General features: G+C 68.5%; 20 protein-coding genes. 9 read left to right on the top strand and 11 right to left on the bottom strand.

From position 1 onward, the window contains the following. The first annotated feature begins 138 nt into the window (after positions 1-138). The 3 genes from FEK34_RS14245 (at position 139) to FEK34_RS14235 (ending at position 2130) form a co-directional block, all read left to right on the top strand. The gene (locus tag FEK34_RS14245; RefSeq protein WP_138448588.1) at positions 139-951 is read left to right on the top strand and encodes a DUF3097 domain-containing protein; all 813 of its coding nucleotides are present in this window, start codon (positions 139-141) and stop codon (positions 949-951) included. Positions 952-1040: 89 nt separating this feature from the next. Continuing rightward, positions 1041-1259 (top strand): hypothetical protein, encoded by a 219-nt coding sequence (locus FEK34_RS14240; RefSeq protein ID WP_138448345.1) that lies wholly within the window; start codon positions 1041-1043, stop codon positions 1257-1259. A 61-nt stretch (positions 1260-1320) separates the two neighbouring features. After that, positions 1321-2130, top strand: a complete 810-nt coding sequence (locus FEK34_RS14235) for a hypothetical protein (protein WP_138448344.1) — start codon at positions 1321-1323, stop codon at positions 2128-2130. Positions 2131-2413: 283 nt separating this feature from the next. On the opposite strand, the gene FEK34_RS14230 is transcribed toward FEK34_RS14235, so the two are convergent. The 8 genes from FEK34_RS14230 to FEK34_RS14195 all read right to left on the bottom strand — a co-directional run bounded on the left by FEK34_RS14230 (position 2414) and on the right by FEK34_RS14195 (position 11220). Then, the gene (locus tag FEK34_RS14230) at positions 2414-3469 is read right to left on the bottom strand and encodes a ferrochelatase (protein ID WP_138448343.1); all 1056 of its coding nucleotides are present in this window, start codon (positions 3467-3469) and stop codon (positions 2414-2416) included. Between the two features lie 28 nt (positions 3470-3497). Beyond that, entirely contained in the window at positions 3498-4334 is an 837-nt protein-coding gene (gene inhA, locus FEK34_RS14225) for an NADH-dependent enoyl-ACP reductase InhA (protein ID WP_138448342.1), read from the bottom strand. A gap of 114 nt (positions 4335-4448) precedes the next feature. Further along, positions 4449-5207 carry a 3-oxoacyl-ACP reductase FabG1 gene (fabG1, locus tag FEK34_RS14220; RefSeq protein WP_138448341.1) on the bottom strand — a complete coding sequence of 253 codons (759 nt, stop codon included), beginning with the start codon at positions 5205-5207 and terminating at the stop codon, positions 4449-4451. A gap of 301 nt (positions 5208-5508) precedes the next feature. Further along, entirely contained in the window at positions 5509-6513 is a 1005-nt protein-coding gene (locus FEK34_RS14215; RefSeq protein ID WP_138448340.1) for a VWA domain-containing protein, read from the bottom strand. Beyond that, positions 6510-7460 (bottom strand): DUF58 domain-containing protein, encoded by a 951-nt coding sequence (locus tag FEK34_RS14210; RefSeq protein ID WP_138448339.1) that lies wholly within the window; start codon positions 7458-7460, stop codon positions 6510-6512. Before FEK34_RS14210 ends, FEK34_RS14215 begins: the two co-directional genes overlap by 4 nt. A 32-nt stretch (positions 7461-7492) precedes the next feature. Continuing rightward, positions 7493-8701: an AAA family ATPase gene (locus tag FEK34_RS14205; RefSeq protein WP_138448338.1), complete on the bottom strand. Its 1209-nt coding sequence runs from the start codon at positions 8699-8701 to the stop codon at positions 7493-7495. A gap of 153 nt (positions 8702-8854) precedes the next feature. Next, complete coding sequence (locus FEK34_RS14200) at positions 8855-10357, bottom strand: NlpC/P60 family protein (protein ID WP_138448337.1); 1503 nt, start codon at positions 10355-10357, stop codon at positions 8855-8857. 281 nt (positions 10358-10638) lie between these two features. Then, positions 10639-11220, bottom strand: a complete 582-nt coding sequence (locus FEK34_RS14195; RefSeq protein ID WP_249359155.1) for a DUF6676 family protein — start codon at positions 11218-11220, stop codon at positions 10639-10641. Between the two features lie 297 nt (positions 11221-11517). Between FEK34_RS14195 and acnA the strand changes: the two genes are divergently transcribed. Both acnA and FEK34_RS14185 read left to right on the top strand, forming a co-directional pair. Next, positions 11518-14322 carry an aconitate hydratase AcnA gene (gene acnA / locus FEK34_RS14190; protein ID WP_138448335.1) on the top strand — a complete coding sequence of 935 codons (2805 nt, stop codon included), beginning with the start codon at positions 11518-11520 and terminating at the stop codon, positions 14320-14322. A 198-nt stretch (positions 14323-14520) separates the two neighbouring features. Further along, complete coding sequence (locus FEK34_RS14185) at positions 14521-15087, top strand: TetR/AcrR family transcriptional regulator (protein WP_014350851.1); 567 nt, start codon at positions 14521-14523, stop codon at positions 15085-15087. Between the two features lie 13 nt (positions 15088-15100). Here FEK34_RS14185 and FEK34_RS14180 read toward each other — a convergent pair whose 3' ends face one another. Both FEK34_RS14180 and FEK34_RS14175 read right to left on the bottom strand, forming a co-directional pair. Beyond that, entirely contained in the window at positions 15101-15892 is a 792-nt protein-coding gene (locus FEK34_RS14180) for a hypothetical protein (protein ID WP_138448334.1), read from the bottom strand. Between the two features lie 117 nt (positions 15893-16009). After that, a complete protein-coding gene (locus FEK34_RS14175) occupies positions 16010-16519 on the bottom strand; it encodes a MarR family winged helix-turn-helix transcriptional regulator (RefSeq protein WP_138448333.1) in 510 nt (169 codons plus the stop codon). Between the two features lie 69 nt (positions 16520-16588). On the opposite strand from FEK34_RS14175, the gene FEK34_RS14170 reads away from it, so the two are divergent. The 4 genes from FEK34_RS14170 to FEK34_RS14155 all read left to right on the top strand — a co-directional run bounded on the left by FEK34_RS14170 (position 16589) and on the right by FEK34_RS14155 (position 19343). Continuing rightward, complete coding sequence (locus FEK34_RS14170) at positions 16589-17086, top strand: cupin domain-containing protein (protein WP_138448332.1); 498 nt, start codon at positions 16589-16591, stop codon at positions 17084-17086. 69 nt (positions 17087-17155) lie between these two features. Further along, positions 17156-17572 (top strand): acyl-CoA thioesterase, encoded by a 417-nt coding sequence (locus FEK34_RS14165; RefSeq protein WP_138448331.1) that lies wholly within the window; start codon positions 17156-17158, stop codon positions 17570-17572. 347 nt (positions 17573-17919) lie between these two features. Then, positions 17920-18369, top strand: a complete 450-nt coding sequence (locus FEK34_RS14160; protein ID WP_138448330.1) for a hypothetical protein — start codon at positions 17920-17922, stop codon at positions 18367-18369. 11 nt (positions 18370-18380) lie between these two features. Next, the gene (locus FEK34_RS14155) at positions 18381-19343 is read left to right on the top strand and encodes a hypothetical protein (protein ID WP_249359152.1); all 963 of its coding nucleotides are present in this window, start codon (positions 18381-18383) and stop codon (positions 19341-19343) included. A 58-nt stretch (positions 19344-19401) separates the two neighbouring features. On the opposite strand, the gene FEK34_RS14150 is transcribed toward FEK34_RS14155, so the two are convergent. After that, positions 19402-19647, bottom strand: coding sequence for a helix-turn-helix domain-containing protein (locus tag FEK34_RS14150; protein ID WP_048834140.1), 246 nt, complete (start codon positions 19645-19647; stop codon positions 19402-19404). Positions 19648-19679: the final 32 nt, after the last annotated feature.

Below are 19679 nucleotides of genomic sequence, written 5' to 3'. Positions count from 1 at the left end.
CTACAGCGCAAGATCATCAGGTGTTCGCAGGCAGGTAGCCCGGGCCGCGAGTGTGCGACCCCACGGCAACGCGCCCGGTGTGCCGCGCCCCCGAAGCGTTTCCGGTGCAGTAGCTTCGGGCGGGTGAGTTCGCGTGACATGTACGGCGGTGACATCTTTTCCGGCCACACCCGCGCCACCAAGCGCACGGTCCCGCGGGTGGACGCCGAACGTGACCTCGTGGTGGAGGACGCGGCCAGCGGATTCTGCGGCGCCGTCGTCGGATTCGATCGCAGCTACGACGGCGAGTTCGTCAAACTCGAGGACGCTCGCGGCGCGGTGCGCTTGTTCGCGATGCGCGAGGCCGCGTTCCTGATCGACGGGCAGCCGGTAACGCTGGTACGCCCCGCCCCCACCGCGCCCAAGCGCGAGACCCGCTCCGCATCGGGCTCCACCCGGGTCGAAGGCCTGCGTGCCCGGGTGGCCGCGGCGAGCCGGATCTGGGTCGAGGGCGTGCACGACGCCGCCCTGGTCGAACGCGTGTGGGGCCACGATCTGCGAGTGGAGGGCGTGGTGGTCGAGCACCTCGAGGGCCTGGACAATCTGGCGGCGCGGCTGGCCGAATTCGGTCCCGGCCCTGGCCGTCGGGTCGGGGTGCTGGTCGACCATCTGGTCACCGGCTCGAAGGAAACCCAGCTCACCACCGGTCTCGGCCCGCATGTGCTGGTCACCGGTCATCCGTTCATCGACGTCTGGCAGGCGGTGCGCCCGGCCGCGGTCGGGATCCGGGAGTGGCCGCAGGTGCCGCGCGGGGAGGACTGGAAGACGGGAGTCTGCCGCCGCCTCGGCTGGGGCACACCGCAGGAGGGCTGGCGCCGGGTCTACAACGCCGTCGATTCGTTCCGGGATCTCGAGGCGCCGCTGATCGGCGCGGTCGAACGGCTCATCGACTTCGTCACCGAACCGGAGTAGCGTCCGGCCTTCGAGCAGTTCGCCGGCCGCCGGTGCGGTGGCGGGCCGCGCTGGCCGGAACGCCCGGCCGCTGTGATTCGGAGGTGAACATGTCCGCCAAGCCGTTGTCGGCGCTGCTGGTAGCCGCCGCCCTGACCCTGCCCGCATGGGCCGCTCCGGCCGCGAGCGCCGCGCCCGCCGCCGAGTACCGCCATCCCGTCGCCACCGGTTCGGCCGATCTGGCGCCCGCGCTGCTCGATCTGATCATCTGCCTGATCCAGCTGCCCCCGTCGGCATCCGGCGATCCGTCACAGGGCTGCAACACCTGATCCGCGCCTAGCGGGCGCACCGATGTCCACACCTCGCGGTGAACCTTTATGCTCGAAGATTATGTGCTCCCCGAGTGCCACGCTGACGGTGTGGGCCGGCTCCTGGCTGGCCGGTTCCAGTGCGCCCGACGACGTACTGGAGGCGCTACACGCGTGGGCTCCGCGGCACACCATCGCCGCCGGTGATCCGTTCAGCGGTGCGCGCACCGACCTGCCGTGGTCCTCGCGCGGCACCACCGGCACCGGAGTCATGCCGCTGCTCAAGGTGATTCGGGAAGCCCTTGCCGAGCCGGGCGCGCATTTGCGGCTGGTGTTGCCGGTGCCGGGCGATGTGCGCGGCCTGCCGGTCGGTACCGCGTTCGCCGCCGACGCCATCGAGGCAGGCGAGGGGATCCTCATCGGTGTTCCCGGCGCGGAAGGCACCGGATTGATCCCGCGGTGGGAGGGCGAGGACACCCTGCAATGGACCGTGTACAGCGCGCCGATCCCGGCCACCACCGGCATCGACATGTCCCTGGGCGAAGCCGAATTCGCCATGCGCGAGGCGGTCCGCGACGCCGCCGACGCACTCATGCGCCTGCACACCACCGGCCTCGGCTCCGGTGACGCCGACCCGCGCGAACTGATCGAAGCCGAACTGGCCGACTACTCCCGCCACGACTACCCGGAATCGATTCCGCTGCGCGCGCGCCGCATCCTCGACAGCGCCGACCACGTCGCCGCCATCCTCACCGTGGCCCAGCGCGAACCGGCCTCCTCCCCCACCTCCGCCAGCGCCGTCATCGAGCACGAATCGCTGCTGCGGCCGCTGTGGGACGCCATCCGGGCCGCGCGGCTGGTCGCCGTGCACGCCTCGGCGCGCGGAAGCTGATCAGGGATTCGTGCCGACCGGCGCGGTCGGGGCACATCTGCGGCGCTGCCTGCGCTCCCTGCCAACCAGCAAGCTCGGGACGCACCCGCCGGCGCTCCACGCGCTCCCTGCCGACCGGCGCGGTCGGGATGCACCCGCTGTAGCTGTGCCCGCTGCCTGCCCACCCACCTGCGCCGGGACGCCTCGTCGGCTCTGACCGCGTCCGCGCAGGCCGAGACAGGCAGCGGCCGGCCGAGCACGCCGGGTGCCTGATGGTGGAATCGCCAAGCGCGGGAATACGTCGTCAGCGGGCCGGGCGAGCGGGCGGTTTGCAGCAGTCCACTGCGCACGGCGCGCCATTGACGGTGCACCCGTATCCGGGCACCGACCCGAGGCGCCGCGGCGGCGCATCGTCGAGGTGTTCGCCGATCAGCTCGACGACCAGCTTCGCGAACCGCGGATCGGCGCCTGGTGTGCCCGCCCGGGCGAATGCCATGCCGAGTTCGGCGGCCTTCTGCGCGGCCTCGTTGTCCAGGTCCCAGATCACCTCGAGATGGTCGGAGACGAAACCGACCGGGCACACCACCACGGCGTCCACGCCCTTGCCGGACAGGTTCTCCAGGTGGTCGACGATGTCGGGTTCGAGCCACGGCACCTGCGGCGGCCCCGAACGCGACTGCCACACCACGTCGTAGTCGGCGAATCCCGTTGCCGCCGCACACAATCGGGCAGCCTCGGCGACCTGACGGCTGTAGAGGGAGCCGCCGTCGGCCGGTGGGCCCGCGGTGCGGTCGGCTGAGACCGGGATCGAATGCGCGGTGAACACCAGCCGGATACGACTGCGGCGATCGGCCGGGATCTGTTGTGCGGCAGCGCGAATCGCGTCGGCGAAGGATTCGATCAGCAGCGGGTGGTCGAAATACTGGCGCAGCTTGATCAATTCGGGTGCATCCGCACCGACCGCGGCGCGCGAGCGGACGATGTCTTCCTGGTATTGCAAGCAGCCCGAGTACCCACCCCAGGCCGAAGTGGGGAAGACCAGCGCCGAACGCACACCATCGGCGGTCATCCTGGCGAGGGTGTCCTCGGCCATCGGATGCCAGTTGCGGTTGCCGAAGTAGACCGGCAGATCCCTACCGGCCGAACGCAATTCGGCCTCCACGTCGGCGATGATGCGGCGGTTGAGCTCGTTGATCGGCGACACCCCGCCGAAATGCAGATAGTGCTCGGCCACTTCGGCGAGGCGTTCGGGCGGCACCCCCCGGCCCCGAGTGACGTTCTCCAGGAACGGCATCACGTCCTCGGGGCGTTCGGGGCCACCGAACGACAGCAGTAGCAACGCATCGGCCGAGCGGCCCACTGTGTCTCCTCTGTCGTAGGTGAACAGATCAGTTGACCGGCATGTTCTCCGGGAACCAGGTGTTGTGGCTGGCGCCGCCGTCGACGTAGATGATCGAGCCGGTGGTGCCGGGCAGCCAATCCGAGAGCAGCGCGACCACGGACTTGCCGACCACGGTCGGGTCGTCGACATCCCAGCCGATCGGCGAGGCACCGTCCCAGTAGGTGTTGAGCTGGTTCAGCTTGGCGGCGTCGTCGGTGGCGGTGCCCGCGATGGCCTTGGCGGCCAGGGTCTTGATCGGGCCGGCGGCGATGAGGTTGGAGCGGATCTTCTTGGCCTCGCCGACCTCACGCGCGACGTAGCGGTTCACCGACTCCAGCGCGGCCTTCGCCACGCCCATCCAGTTGTAGTACGGCATCGCGGTGCGCGGATCGAAGTCCATACCGACGATGGAGCCGCCCTCGTTCATGACCGGCAGCACCGCCCGCGCCAGCGAGGCGTAGCTCCACGCCGAGATCTCGAAGGCCTTGGCCGCGTCCGGGCCGGGGCCTTCGAGGAACGGCTTGGCTTCCGGGCCCATCAGCGTGCGCGGGGCGAACGCGATGGAGTGCAGCACACCGTCGAGACCCTCCGGCGCCAGCTCGCGGATCTTGTCGGCGAGCCCGGCCAGGTCCTCTTCGTTCGTGACGTCGAGGCCGATCGCCGGCGGCACCTCCTTGGGCAGGCGCTTGGCGATCCGGTCGATCAGGCGCAGGCGCTCCGGGATACCGGTGATGATCACCTTCGCGCCCTGTTCCTGGGCGATGGCCGCCGCGTGGAACGCGATGGAGGCGTCGGTGATGATGCCGGTGACCAGGATGGTCTTACCGTCGAGCAGTCCGCTCATGAGTTCTGGGTTCTCCCTGCAGTGTGGATGTGTGCCGCGGTCCGCGAGGACTGTCGGCTGGGCGCCGTATTTCGTTAGCGCGGCTTTCGATTTCTCGGTGGGGCGAGCGGTGGGTCAGTGCCCCATGCCCATGCCGCCGTCGACCGGGATCACGGCGCCGGAGACGTAGGCCGAGTCCTCGGAGGCGAGGAAGCTGACCACCGCGGCGACATCCTCGGCTTTGCCGAGACGCTGCAATGGGATGAACTTCTTGGCCATGTCGCGCAGATCCTCGGGCAGATCCTTCGTCATGTCCGTCTCGATGAAGCCGGGGGCGACGACGTTGGCGGTGATCGAGCGCGAGCCGAGCTCACGGGTAACCGAGCGGGCCAGGCCGATGACGCCGGCCTTCGAGGACGCGTAATTGATCTGACCGGCCTGACCGGCCATGCCGACGACCGAGCCGAGGAAGATCATCCGGCCCCAGCGCGCGCGCAGCATGGCGCGGTTGGCGCGTTTGGCGCAACGGAACGCGCCGGTGAGGTTGGCGTCGATGACGCGGGTGAACTGCTCCTCGGTCATTCGCATCAGCAGCGTGTCGTCGGTGATACCGGCATTGGCCACCAGCACCTCGACCGGACCCTGATGGGCCTCCACCTCGGAGAACGCCCGATCGACCGACTCGCTGTCGGTCACATCGCATTTCACCCCGAACAACCCGTCCGGCACACCCGAACCGCGGTGGGTGACGGCGACCTTGTGTCCATCGGCGAGGAGCCGCTGCGCGACCGCGAGACCGATGCCACGGTTACCACCGGTCACCAGTACCGACCGGGAGGCCCGCTCCGCATTCTGCGATTCCGACTTACGACTGTCATCGACAGAGTTCGACATGCGGACAATCTAGCCGATGGTTCCCGCCACCGAAAAACACGTCCGGATCGGCGCGGGCGCTGACAATTGTGCTCATGAACGGGCCGGGGCGGGTGTCATAGTTCGATCGCACAGGCCACTGTCGCTTTTCACAGAATGAGCGACGGCGGGCAGTAGAAACCCACCAATCGCGTTATCCGGAATGGGCGCAATAGCGCCGGCGCAGCCGGTTTCGGCCGCACCCCGATCGAAGAAATCACCCGCGAAGGCAAGAATGCGCGGCGGTGTGCCGGGGACGGACACGCCCCGGCACACCCTGCGACTACGGCAGCCGCTGCCGCGTCACCAACCCGGTGACCACACCCGCGGAGATGAATACCAGACCGAACAGCAGCCATGGTCTGCTGGCATCGCCCATCGTCATCTCGTAGCCGATCTGCTCTTCGAGCGTGTCGTAGACGGCCGTGAGTTCGGCCAGGCTGGACGCGGTATAGAAATCGCCGCCGGACAATTTGGCGATTTCGCGCAGCGAATCGTCGTCCACCGGAACCGGAACCCGCTGCGGCCGTCCGCCGTCCTCGTCCGGAATCTCGACCACACCCCATTCGGTGCCGAAGGAAATGGTCGACACCGGGATGTTCTTGGTCTTGGCCAGCCGGGCGGCGGTGAACGCGTGCCGCGGGTTGTCGACGTCCTGATCGTCGGGCACGGTCTGTTTACCGTCCGACATCAGCACGATGCGCGCCGGCGGCGGTGTTTCGGCGCCACCGAGCACCGAGGCCAGCGTCTCGATCGACTGCAACGCCGCGAAGATGCCCTCACCGGTGGCGGTGCGCTCACTGAGTTTGATGTTGTCGATCGCGGCCTTGACGGCCTCGCGGTTGGTCGTCGGCGACACCAGCACCGAGGCGGTACCGGAGAAGGCCACCAGACCCAGGTTGATGCCAGGGGTCAGGCCCTCGGCGAACTTCTTGGCCGCCTTCTGCGCCACCTCGAGCCGGTTCGGTTCGACGTCGGTCGCCTCCATCGACAGCGACACGTCCATGACCAGCACGACCGTGGCACGGTTACGCGGTTCCTTCTGCGCCTTGGTGGGCCCGGCCGCGGCGATGGTCAAGAAGACCAGGCCGACCAGGATCAAGGCCACCGGCACATGCCGCAGCGGGCTCGGCCGCGAGGGCGCGACCTTCTCCAGCTGCTCCATATTGCTGAACCGCAGCATGTGGCGATGCTTGCGCCGCTGCACCAGCACATAGCCGAGGGCGATGAGCGCGACTACGGCGAGGAAACCCAGCCAGATCTGCGCGGTGAAGTTGGAAATACTCACTGACGTGGCACCCGCCCGGTCGGGGCGCCGAGGCTGTGGCGCCGGGTGGATACGAACCGGACCACGTCGGCGATCCAGTCCCGGTCGGTCTGCAAGGTGAGCACCGGCGCGCCGCAGCTGCGCAGCGCCTGCTCCACCTGCTGACGGTGTCGCAGGGCGGCAGCCGCGTAGTCGGCACGCAGGGCGGGGGTGACGCTGAACTCGCGGGTGCGGCCGGTCTCCGGATCGTGCAGCACCACATCGCCCATATCCGGCAGCGACATATCGCGCGGATCGAGCACCTGCACGGCGAGCAGGTCGTGGCGGGCGGAGATGGCCCGCAGCGAACGCTGCCAGTCGATGTCGCCGAGGAAATCGCTGATGATCACCGCCAGGCCGCGTTTGCGCTGCGGGCGGCGCAGCGATTCGATGGCGCCGCGCAGATCACCGCGCACACCGTCGCGGGCGTGCGGGGTGGTCGCGATACCGCGCAGCAGCGATTGCGCGTGCACCCGGCCGCTGCGCGCGGGAATCCGGGTGAGGTGCTCACCGGTGGCGACGACGGCGCCGATCCGGTTACCGCCGCCGCTGGTCAGATGGGTGATCGCGGCGGCAGCAGCGATGGCGAGATCGCGTTTCTGGCAGGCCGCGGTGCCGAAATCGAGGCTGGCCGACAGGTCGACGACCATCCAGGTCTCCAGCTCGCGGTCGGCGATCATCTGCCGCACATGCGGATGGGTGGTGCGCGCGGTGACCGACCAATCCATCTGGCGCACATCGTCACCCGGCTGGTAGGCGCGGGCCTCCCCCGGCTCGGAGCCGGGGCCGGGGATCAGGCCGAGGTGATCACCGTGCAGGACGCCGTCGAGGCGGCGGCGCACGGTGAGCTCCAGGGTTTTGAGGGCTGCCGACAGTTTCGGGTCGGTCAGCTCGCCCGATCGGAACGACGGTGGTGCGTGCGATGACATCGGTACTCGGTCGACCGGCTCCGGCGTCGAGGTCACTTCGACTGGCTGTTGCCGGCGGCCTGCGGCACCTGGCCCGCCTGCTGCGGCACCGGCGGCTGCTGAGCGGACTGCGGCTGAGGCTGCTGCGGCGCGGGACTACCGGGGTGGGCGCCGTTGGCCGGCACCGGCGCGGGCGCGGCGGGGCCGCCCTGGCCGACGGCCTGCGGGGCGACCTGCGGCAGCCCGACGGTCTGCAGCACCCGCTTGATGACGTCCTCGGGGCTGATCTCATCGGCGAGGGCGTCGTAGGACAGCACCAGCCGGTGCCGCAGCACATCCGGGATCACCTCGACCACATCCTGCGGCACCACATAGTCGCGGCCGCGGATCAGCGCGACCGCACGGGCCGCGGCGATGATGCCGAGGCTGGCACGCGGGGAGGCGCCGTAGGAGATCCAGCCCGCGACGTCGTTCATGCCGAATTCGGCGGGTGTGCGGGTCGCGGCGATGACCCGGACCACGTAGTCGACCAGCGCGTGGTGGACGAAGGTGTTGGCGGCAAGCTGCTGCAACCGGATGAGTTCGGCAGGCTCCAGGATCTGCTTGGCCTCCGGCGCGCTGACACCCATCCGGTAGATGATCTCGCGCTCTTCCTCCACCGACGGGTAGTCGACGACGACCTTGAACAGGAAGCGGTCGCGCTGCGCCTCGGGCAGCGGGTACACGCCTTCGCTCTCGATCGGGTTCTGGGTCGCCATGACCAGGAACGGATCGGGCATCGGATAGGTCTTGCCGCCGATCGAGACGTGCCGTTCGGCCATCACCTCGAGCAGCGCCGACTGCACCTTCGCCGGGGCGCGGTTGATCTCGTCGGCGAGCACGAAGTTCGCCACCACCGGGCCGAGCTCGGTGTCGAATTCCTCGCGGCCCTGCCGGTAGATGCGGGTACCGATGAGGTCGGTGGGCACCAGGTCGGGGGTGAACTGGACGCGGGAGAACGATCCGCCGACGACCTTGGCGAAGGTCTCCACCGCCAGGGTCTTCGCGATGCCGGGCACACCTTCGAGCAGCACGTGGCCGCGGGCGAGCACGCCGACGAGCAGCCGCTCGACGAGCCGGTCCTGTCCGACGATGACCCGCTTGACCTCGTAGATCGCCTTCTCGAGGGTCTGGACATCACGCTCGAGGGTGCTCGACCCGGGTGCAGGCGCCTTTTTCGCCAAACTTGCCCCGCTCACACCGTCCGTCGAAGTCACCAACATCCCCGCTTTCGCCTTGGTCTTGTGCGTGTTGCCACAACTATTCCAGGTAATGACCGCATTCGCCGCAACCGGACCCGATATGCCGGGATTCGGCGCCGGAATCCGCGCTCCGGGCGACGTTACGCGGTCCACCGTACGTGCACTCGCGCCCGATCAGGAGGTGACGATGCGGACCGCGTAGGGCATGATGCCCGATTCCCGCACCGGGGAAACCTTGACCACGTCGCCGGACTGGGGTGCTTCGATCATCTTGCCGTCGCCGAGATACAGCGCGACGTGCTGGCTGCCGTTGGGCCCCCAGAACAGCATGTCGCCGCGTTCACGCTCGTCGACGGGCACGCGGGTGCCCGCGTTGTACTGGTAGCCGCTGTAGTGCGGCAGCGAGACACCGATGCCGGCGAAGGCGTAGATCATCAGTCCGGAGCAGTCGAATCCGACCTTGTTGTAATCGCCGTGACTGTCGGCGACGCCGCCGTCGCGGATGCCGAGGGTGGGGCCGTCCTCATCGCCGCCGCCCCAGGCGTAGGTGACCCCGAGCTGGGACATGGCCCGGTCCACGACGATCTCGATCGCCTCGCTGCCGGTGACGGAGGGGACGTCGCTGTCCTCGGAGTCGGAACCCTCGGATTCGTACTCGGAGTCGGATTCCGATCCGGACTCGGAGTCGTCCTCGTCCCGGTCCGATCTCGGGGTGGTTTTGCTCGTACGCGGTGAGTCCTCGAGCTGGGTGTGCGGGCGTTTACCGGCGCCGAGCTGGGCCGCGCGGTCCTTGGCTGCCTGATCGGCGGCCGCACGCGCCGCCGCGGCCGCTGCCGCCGCGAGCACCGCCGCTTCCTCGGCCCGCCGCTGCTGATCCCAGGCCTGGTAGGCGTCGCGCTGGTTCTGTAACCCGGTGACGTTCATCCGCGCCGCGTCCAGCCGGGCCTGCGCGTCCGCGCGCTGGCGCAGCAGGTCATCGCGCACCGCGGTCTGCTGGTTCAGTTCGGCGGTCGCGGCGCTGACGGCGGCCTCGGCGGCGGTCTTCTTCTGTTCCGCGTCGGCGGCCGCGGCGTCGGCGGCGGTCTTGGCCTGGCGGGCGGAGGCATTCTTGTTGCCCTGATCGATCTGGGCGCGGCGCAGGCCGTCCATCACCTGCTGCTGGTTCTTGGTGACCAGGCCGATGATCTGCGCGCGGTCCAGCGCGGCGTCGGGATCGGCAGCCGAGAGGTAGGTCATCATCGTGCCGGTGCCGGGCCGGGTGTAGGCCTGGGTGGCGAATTCGTCGAAGTTGGTGCGCGCCTGGTCGACTCGCGTGCCGGCGTCGGCGAGTTCGCGCTGGGTGGCGGCCACCAGGTCGGCAGCGGCGTCGGCAGCATCGCGCGCGTTCTGCAGATCGACCAGCGCCTTGTTGACCTGCTCGCGGCGCAGCGCGACCGCGTCGTCGAGTTGGCGCACCTGTTCGTCCACGGCGGCGACCTGATTGATCAGCACCCCCACCTGGCCGATGCCGGCGTCGACTCTGGCTCCGGCGTCGGCGAGTTCACCGTCGCTGGGGTTGGGCGGGGGCGGCGGCACGGCGGTCGACGGTGCGCCGGTGACGACGATCGCCGCCGCGACCAGCAAACCGAGAGCGATCGACAGCGGACGACGACGGCTGGGCCCTCGCATGTTGCGCATCGCACCTCCAGACGAACCGACTGCGGCGTGGCATCACGAGCACCAGCCGACCCATGGAGCACTGTGGTCGGCAAATTGCCCTGTCAACACTCTTTCCCCAACAGCGATCATTCGAACCGTACGACACTTGCGTCACGTCCGGAACTACAGCGACGGAATCACAGACGCGTAATTTGCGCTTTGCTCGAAATTAGCCGGATGCGGCACAGGCTTCGCCCCCCGAAAACAAACCGACCGTCAGGAAATGGGGCGGGGTTCGAGATGCGAGCCGAGTGAAAGGCTCAGGCGGACGCCGACGCCGAATCCTCGACCGAATCGGCCGCGGCGCTCGCCGCACGGCGACGCTTGACCCAGTAGAGCCCGCCGACGGCGGCCACGGTGCCGGCCAGCAGCACACTGGTGAATCCGGTCCACGGCACCGATTCCGGCTGCTGCAGCCGGTCGGCGAAGATCTGCACCGCCTCCTCGGACTTGCCGCCCTTCCACTTCGCGGCGTCCTCGGCCCACTCCAGGTGCACCCGGCTGATCGAATCGCTGTAGGTGCCCATCCAGTCGTCGCTGAAGACCGCGACGGTGCCGTGCTGGAACTTGCCGACCTCGGTGGCCAGATCGCGCAGGCTCGAGTCGTGCCACGGGTTGCCCTGCACCACGACCACGCTCAGCGGAATGCCATCGGCGCGCGCCTGGGCCACGATGGCGGCCAGCTCGGACTGGTCCTTGCCCGCGGGCGCGGCGACACCGTCATCGGCGAGATCCGCGCGGATCTCGCCGAGGTCGGTGTTCTCCGGCAGCCCGGTGGCGACGAGAGAAAAAGCCCAGGTGTGCGAGACGGTCATCTTCCATCCGGTCTTGTCGAGCCGCATCGGCACGCGAGGCGACGGGGTCTCCTACACTGCGGATGAGCACGCCGAAGGGGCCGTCCGTCCGGACCGGCCGCCCCGACAGCTCACGTGGCACAGTACGCGACGCAGTGTCGCATCGGCGCCACTCGCCACGCCGACCGGCGCCGGAACGACGCCCCGGCGCGTTCATAGGACAAGCGTACTGTTAGAGTCGACAGCGCGAGGAACCGGCACCATTCGGTGCGGGCAGCCCTCCGAAGACGTAGGCCGCCGGCACAGCCCCGCCGACGGCAACCCTCACAGATGAGTGGAGCTGACGTGACGACAAGTATCGATACTTTCGGCGCCAAAGGCACCCTCGAGGTCGGAAGCAACTCCTACGAGATCTTCCGGCTCTCGGCCGTGCCCGGTACCGAAAAACTGCCCTACGCACTGAAAGTCCTCGCCGAGAACCTGCTGCGCACCGAGGACGGCGCCAACATCACCGCCGACCACATTCGCGCGATCGCCAACTGGGACCCCTCGGCCGAGCCGAACGTCGAGATCCAGTTCACCCCCGCCCGGGTGATCATGCAGGACTTCACCGGCGTGCCGTGTGTCGTCGACCTCGCCACCATGCGTGAGGCCGTCACCACCCTCGGCGGCGACCCGAACAAGGTCAACCCGCTCTCCCCCGCCGACATGGTCATCGACCACTCGGTCATCCTCGACGTCTTCGGCCGCGCCGACGCCCTCGAGCGCAACGTCGACCTCGAATACGAGCGCAACGCCGAGCGCTACCAGTTCCTGCGCTGGGGCCAGGGCGCCTTCGACGACTTCCGCGTCGTCCCGCCGGGCATGGGCATCGTGCACCAGGTCAACATCGAGTACCTGGCCCCGACCGTCATGGTCCGCAACGGCCAGGCCTACCCCGACACCTGCGTCGGCACCGACTCGCACACCACCATGGTCAACGGCCTCGGTGTGCTGGGCTGGGGCGTCGGCGGCATCGAGGCCGAGGCCGCGATGCTCGGCCAGCCGGTCTCCATGCTGATCCCGCGCGTGGTCGGCTTCAAGCTGACCGGTGAGATCCAGCCGGGCGTCACCGCCACCGACGTCGTGCTCACCGTCACCGACATGCTGCGCAAGCACGGCGTGGTCGGCAAGTTCGTCGAGTTCTACGGCAAGGGTGTGGCCGAGGTTCCGCTGGCCAACCGCGCCACCCTCGGCAACATGAGCCCCGAGTTCGGTTCCACCGCCGCGATCTTCCCGATCGACGCCGAGACCATCAACTACCTGCGCCTGACCGGCCGCAGCGACGAGCAGCTCGCGCTCGTCGAGGCGTACGCCAAGGAGCAGGGCATGTGGCACGACCCGGACCACGAGCCCGCCTACTCCGAGTACCTCGAGCTGGACCTCAACACCGTGGTCCCCTCGATCGCCGGTCCGAAGCGCCCGCAGGACCGCATCCTGCTCAGAGAGTCGAAGATCGCCTTCCGCAAGGACATCTACAACTACACCGACGATTCCGTCGCCACCCCGCACACCCAGCTGGACGAGGCGATCGAGGAGTCCTTCCCCGCGTCGGATCCGGCCGAGCTGTCCTTCGCCGACGACGGCGCCATCGACGTGCGGTCGGCGGCCAACGGCGCCGAGGGCCGTCCCTCCAAGCCGGTGCTGGTCAAGTCCGAGGAGCGCGGTGAGTTCGTGCTCGACCACGGCGCGGTCGTGGTCGCGGGCATCACCTCCTGCACCAACACCTCGAACCCGTCGGTCATGATCGGCGCCGCCCTGCTGGCCCGCAACGCGGTCGAGAAGGGCCTGTCGACCAAGCCGTGGGTGAAGACCAACATGGCGCCGGGTTCGCAGGTCGTCTCCGACTACTACGAGAAGGCCGGCCTGTGGCCGTACCTGGAGAAGCTGGGCTTCTACCTGGGTGGCTTCGGCTGCACCACCTGCATCGGCAACACCGGTCCGCTGCCGGAGGAGATCTCCAAGGCGGTCAACGACAACGACCTGTCGGTCACCGCGGTGCTCTCGGGTAACCGCAACTTCGAAGGCCGCATCTCCCCCGACGTGACGATGAACTACCTGGCCTCCCCGCCGCTGGTCATCGCCTACGCGCTCGCGGGCACCATGGACTTCGACTTCGAGACCGACCCGCTGGGCAAGGACACCGACGGCAACGACGTGTTCCTGCGCGACATCTGGCCCTCGCCGCAGGAGATCGACGACACCATCAAGTCGGCGATCAGCCGGGACATGTTCACCAAGTCCTACGCCTCGGTCTTCGAGGGTGACGAGCGCTGGAAGAACCTGTCCACCCCGGAGGGCGACACCTTCGCGTGGGACGAGAACTCGACCTACGTGCGCAAGGCGCCGTACTTCGACGGCATGCAGCTCGAGCCCTCGCCGGTCGAGGACATCAAGGGTGCGCGCGTGCTGGCGCTGCTGGGCGATTCGGTCACCACCGACCACATCTCCCCGGCCGGTCCGATCAAGCCGGGCACCCCGGCCGCGCAGTACCTGGACGCGCACGGTGTGGAGCGCAAGGACTACAACTCCCTGGGCTCGCGTCGCGGTAACCACGAGGTGATGATCCGCGGCACCTTCGCCAACATCCGGCTGCGCAACCAGCTGCTCGACGACGTCTCCGGTGGTTACACCCGCGACTTCACCCAGGAGGGTGGCCCGCAGGCGTTCATCTACGACGCCTCGCAGAACTACCAGAAGGCCGGCATCCCGCTGGTCGTGATCGGTGGCAAGGAATACGGTTCGGGCTCCTCGCGTGACTGGGCCGCCAAGGGCACCCGCCTGCTGGGCGTCAAGGCCGTCATCACCGAGTCCTTCGAGCGCATCCACCGCTCGAACCTGATCGGTATGGGCGTCATCCCGCTGCAGTTCCCGGCGGGCGAGTCGGCCAAGACCCTGGGCCTGACCGGCACCGAGACCTTCGCCATCGAGGGCATCACCCAGCTCAACGAGGGTGTCACCCCGCGGACGCTGAAGGTCACCGCCACCAAGGAAGACGGCGAGAAGATCGTCTTCGACGCGGTGGTCCGCATCGACACCCCCGGTGAGGCGGACTACTACCGCAACGGCGGTATCCTGCAGTACGTGCTGCGCAACATGATTCGCGGCTGAGGTCGCCTTCCCCGCATACGCGGGGATGATTCGCGGCTGAGAGGCCCGATCCCCGCGCACACGGGGATGATCATCGCGACCGGTTCCGGTCGTAGCGCAGAGTGAGGTCCGCGCACCGTGCCCGCGGTGCGCGGACCTTCGCGCATTCCTTCGATCCGATATTTCTCGTTCGCACCCGACTCCCAGGGAGTTCGCACCATGCCGAAGGTCAGTGACGATCACCTCGCTGCCCGGCGCAGCCAGATACTCGACGGTGCCCGGCGCTGCTTCGCCGAATTCGGCTACGACGGCGCCACCGTGCGCCGACTGGAGGAGGCCATCGGGCTCTCGCGCGGTGCGATCTTCCATCACTTCCGCGACAAGGACGCGCTGTTCCTCGCCCTCGCCCAGGAAGACGCCGAGCGGATGGCCGATGTCGCGGCCAATCAGGGCATCGTGCAGGTCATGCGGGACATGCTGGCCAATCCCGAGCAGTTCAACTGGCTCGGCACCCGGCTCGAGATCGCGCGCAGGCTGCGCACCGATCCGGAATTCCGGGCCGGCTGGACGCAGCGTTCGGCCGAATTGACCGCCGCGACGCTGGCCCGCCTGGAACGCCGCAAGGCCGCCGGCGCGCTGCGCGACGATGTGCCGACCGATGTGCTGCTCGGCTATCTGGACCTGGTATTGGACGGGCTCATCGCGCGCATCGCCTCCGGGCACACCAACGAAAACCTCTCCGCCGTACTGGATCTGGTCGAGGCGTCGGTGCGCCGCAGGGAGTGAGCGGTGCGCTGGGTCAGAACGTCGCGTTGAGGTAGTTCGCGGCGTGGGTCGTCCACAGCACGCCGGTACCCGGCATGTCGTGGCCGGAGTACAGCACGTGCTGGCCGTCGGGCCACGGCGTGAGGTAACCGATCACCCCGTGCACCGCCTCGGCGTAGCGGGCAGCGTTGGCGAGTGGATCGATCAGCAGGAAACGCAGCAGTTCGGCGAAGATCAGCGGCGCCACGTTCCCGATCCGGGCGCCCTCCACGAACGAGAACGGCGAAATCCCGACGTCGATGATGCGCAGCGGTGAATCCGCGCGCACCGAGGTGATGATGTCGCCGGGGTTGGCGTATTCGCGGACCGCGAGATCGGGCCAGTCGCCGCGCTGACCGTGCAGGCCGAAGGTATCGGGCGGGCACAGATCGCCCACCGATTCGCCCGCGCGGCGCAGCGGATTGGCGAAGTTCACCACGAAGGCGATCTCGAGCGGACTGCCGTCGGTATTGGTGTAGGTTCCCGCCCGCACGCCTTCGAGGATCTTGCTCGCGCAGATCGACCCCAGCGAATAGCTCAGCAGCCCACACACATTCGGCGATTCCTGGATCGCGGCGACGCCGGCGGCCGTGCCCAACCGCACCGAGGTCTCCAGCGAGGGACCCCACACATCCGGTGACGGGCCGACCGAGGCCGGCCAGTCCGGTTCGAAACACCGGAACCGTTGCGGGTCGAGCAGTTTCGTGACATCGCGGAGCATGCCCGTCGGGGCGCCGCCGGGATCGCGTGGCTCCCCGGTTCCGCGCAGCGTGATGATGTCGATCATCGCCCGTCCCTCCTCACCGGCCCGCCACCGCTCGGCAGGGCACCCAACGTATCGGCCGGGCCACGACCGGCGCCCGAGTAGCGAACTACCCCAATTGTGCCTGCGCTCACGCCCCGGCTAGGGCGAATCGGATTCCCATCCGGCGAGCAGGGCCCGGACGATGCGGTCCAGCTCGCGGCGGTCGGCGGCGGAAAGCACCGACAGCAACCGGGTTTCGTTCTCGGTGTGCTCGGTGACGACGGTGTCGATCAGCTCGCGCCCGGTCTCGGTCAGCGCCACCCGGATGGCCCGGCGGTCGGCGGCGTCGGCGATGCGGCGCACCAGCCCGGCCGATTCCAGCCGGTCCAGCCGCCCGGTCATACCGGCCCGCGACAGCATGAGCGTGTCGGCCAGCACGGACGGGTTCAGCTCGAACGGCGCGCCGGCCCGGCGCAGTGCCGCCAGCACATCGAACTCACCGCGCTGCAAGCCGTGGGCGGTGAACACCGCTTCGATCTCACGGCGCGCCAGCGCCTCGAACCGGGCCAGCCGTCCGAGCACGGCCATCGCCTCCAGCTCGAGGTCGGGCCGTTCACGGCGCCATTGCGCGGCGATGGCGTCCACCGCATCGGGTGTCGGATCGGTCATGGACAGGATTCTATTCGCCAAGATATAGTTCGGTGTCTAATTATCAACTAACGAACTTTTGGAGCAATCATGCCGACACCGGAACGCGAGGCCGCCATTCGTCAGCCACAGGAGGCCGAACCGCTCGGCACCGAAAACACTCGGGTGCGCCTGCTCATCGACTCCGACGACACCGGCGGCTCGGTCAGCACCGTCGAAGTCACCTTGGGCCGCGGCGCCGACGGCGCGGCGCCGCACTATCACACCCGCTCCGACGAGCTGTTCTACGTCGCCGACGGTGAACTGCAACTGCTGGCGGGCGAGCAGATCATCACCGTGGGCGCCGGCGGATCGATCGTGGTCCCGCGGCGTATGGCGCACGCCTTCGGCGCGACGCCCGACAGCGGGGCCCGAGTCCTGATCGCGCTGATGCCCGGCGTGCAGCGGTTCGACTACTTCCGGCTGCTGGACCGCGTCGCCCGCGGCGAGGCCACGCTCGCCGACCTCGGCGCCGCCCAGGACGAGTTCGACAATCACTTCGTCGACGCGCCGCACTGGTGGCGCGAACGCACCGCGGGCCGTCGCTGAATCCCGCGCTGTGACACGGATATCACCGCGGCCGGGAACATTGCGTCCCGGCCCGGGGTTCGCCAAGGCATGACCTTCTCCGTCCCCGTCATCGTCCGCGGATACGAGCTCGACACTCAGGGCCACCTGAACCAGGCCGTATACCTCCAGTACGCCGAACACGCGCGATGGGAGCTGCTGCGGGCGGCCGGGGTGAGCCAGGACAAGCTGATCGCCAGCGGCGTCGGCCCGGTGGTGCTCGAGCAGAACATCAAGTACCTGCGCGAACTGCGCGGCGGCGACGAAGTCGAGATCACCTGCGAGTTCGACTGGCAGGAGGGCAAGATCTTCGGCATCCGCCAGCAGATCCGCAAACTCGACGGCACCATCGCCGCGGAGTTCCGCGTCACCGGCGGGCTGCTCGATCTGTCGGCCCGCAAGCTCGTCGCCGATCCCCGCGAGCGCTTCCGCGCACTCACCGATCGCACCGAACTGCTCGGGCTCTGACAGCACCGGCGACGACGGTCGCCGGTGCTGCCGGCACCGCAGGCGGCGGCCGGCATCGCACTTTGTGAAACCCGTCCGGGTCTGACCGCGCTCGGAAAGCGGGCGCACGCCACTTTCGGGCAAAACCCGCAGGCGGGTGCGCCGCGCGCGCGATAGCCATGTGATTGCGCGCCCTGTCGCGCCACCGCACCGAAAATCTTTCGGCGCTAGTGGTTCCCGCGCGCAATTCCGGTTTGCCGGAGCCACGGTAAATCTCGCGATCCGGGCCGTGGACAACCCCGCACGCGATATGATCCAGAGCACGCTCGGGGGTCCTGGCAAATCATGAGCAGATCGGAGTTTCCACCATGACCGATGCCATCCACTTCCCCGGCCCCGCGGCGACCGGTGACCGTGTTCCCGCATTGCAGGGCATGCTCGTGGCCCAGTCGGAACGCGACATCACCGTCCGGGTGGCCGAGGGGACGTGGACCTTCCGGCGCGCCGATGTGCTGCGGGTACTCGAATCCGACACCACCGCCGCCGCGCCGGGACGGCCGGTGCTGGTCGACATCCGCCCCGGCGCCACCGCCGACTTCACCCGCAGGCTGCGCATCGACGTCGTCGACCGGCCGATGACGCTGGCCTCCCCACCCTCACCCGCCTTCGGCGACGACCTACTACGTGAGCTCACCGAGTCCTGGGCCGACGAACTCCAGCTGCTCGACGCACCGGGCACCGGCGCGACATTCACCTATTGCCAGACGAAATCGCAGGCGGGCAGCGACGACGGCATCAACTGCGACAGCCTCGACTGAGCGGCGGGCAGGTGGCCGCTCACCGGACGGGTTCGGTATTGATCGTCTCCGAATCCGACGATCTGCACGCGACCGCCATGGCGGCGACGCTGCGAGAACAACACGGCGTCAACCCGATTCAGTTGGATCTGCGTGATTTTCCGCGCGAGTCCGGTAGTTTCCGGCTCGACCGGCTCGGCACCTCACGGTCGATGTCGCATCTCATCGGCCTCGACGAGGTGCGCTCGGTGTGGTGGCGGCGCCCGCAACCGAGCCAGGTGCCCGCCGGCGTGCGCGCCACCGACGACGCGTTCCGGCAGGCCGAATGCGATGGGTTCATCCAGGGCCTGCTGTGGTCGATCCCCGCGCTGTGGGTCAACGACCCCGGCAACGATCGCACCGCCAACCGCAAGATCGTCCAGCTCGAGACCGCGCACCGGGCCGGGTTCGCGATCCCGGAGACATTGATCACCAATGATCCGGACGAGGCCCGCAGCTTCATCGAATCACGGCCCGGCGCAGTGGTTTACAAACGCACCGGCACCAGCAGGGCCGAGTTCGCCGAGACCAGGATCGTCGCCGAAGCCGATCTGGCCAGGCTCGCCGGGATCCGCAGCGCGCCGACCATCTTCCAGGACTATGTCGTCGCGCAATGCGATCTGCGGGTGGTGTGGGTCGACGGGGTGGCGTGGACGGTCCGCATCGACTCCCAGGCCGGAGCCGGGCACGTCGATTCGCGGCTGGACACCTCGGTCGAGTTCGCGCCCGATCAACTGCCCGCCTCGGTGAGCAAATCACTGGCGATCCTCATGGGCGCGCTCGGCCTGAGCTTCGGCGTGCTGGATCTGCGCCTGGGCGTGGACGGCGAGTACTACTTCCTCGAGGTCAATCCGCAGGGCCAGTTCGCGTACCTGGAGATCAAGACCGGGCTGCCCATCTTCACCAGCCTGGCCAACCTGCTGGTACTCGGCGATGGTGCGGTCGCCGAGCGATGACCTGCGCGCACCGGCAGACACCGCCGCACCACCGGTGCGCGGTATCCCCGAGGTGTGATTACTGGGCTTTGCGCCGGTTGGCTCCGCCGCGGCTGCGGAGCTGCACATGCGACTCCACCAGCACGTTGTGAATGAAGCCGTAGGAGCGGCCGGTCGCGCGCGCCAAGGAGCGAATGCTCGCGCCCGCCTCGTATTGCTTCTTCAACTGCGATTGCAGGCGGTCGCGCGACTTTCCTGTGACGCGTGTGCCCTTACCCAGGGTGGTCTTTCCCGATGTGGCTCTGTGTGCCGGCCTGTCGCTCATGGCTTCCTCCGAGTCGCCGAGCAGCGTCATTC

It is taken from the genome of Nocardia cyriacigeorgica, assembly GCF_005863245.1.
Lineage (GTDB): Bacteria > Actinomycetota > Actinomycetes > Mycobacteriales > Mycobacteriaceae > Nocardia > Nocardia cyriacigeorgica_C.
This window is presented reverse-complemented; position numbering and strand designations above follow the sequence as displayed.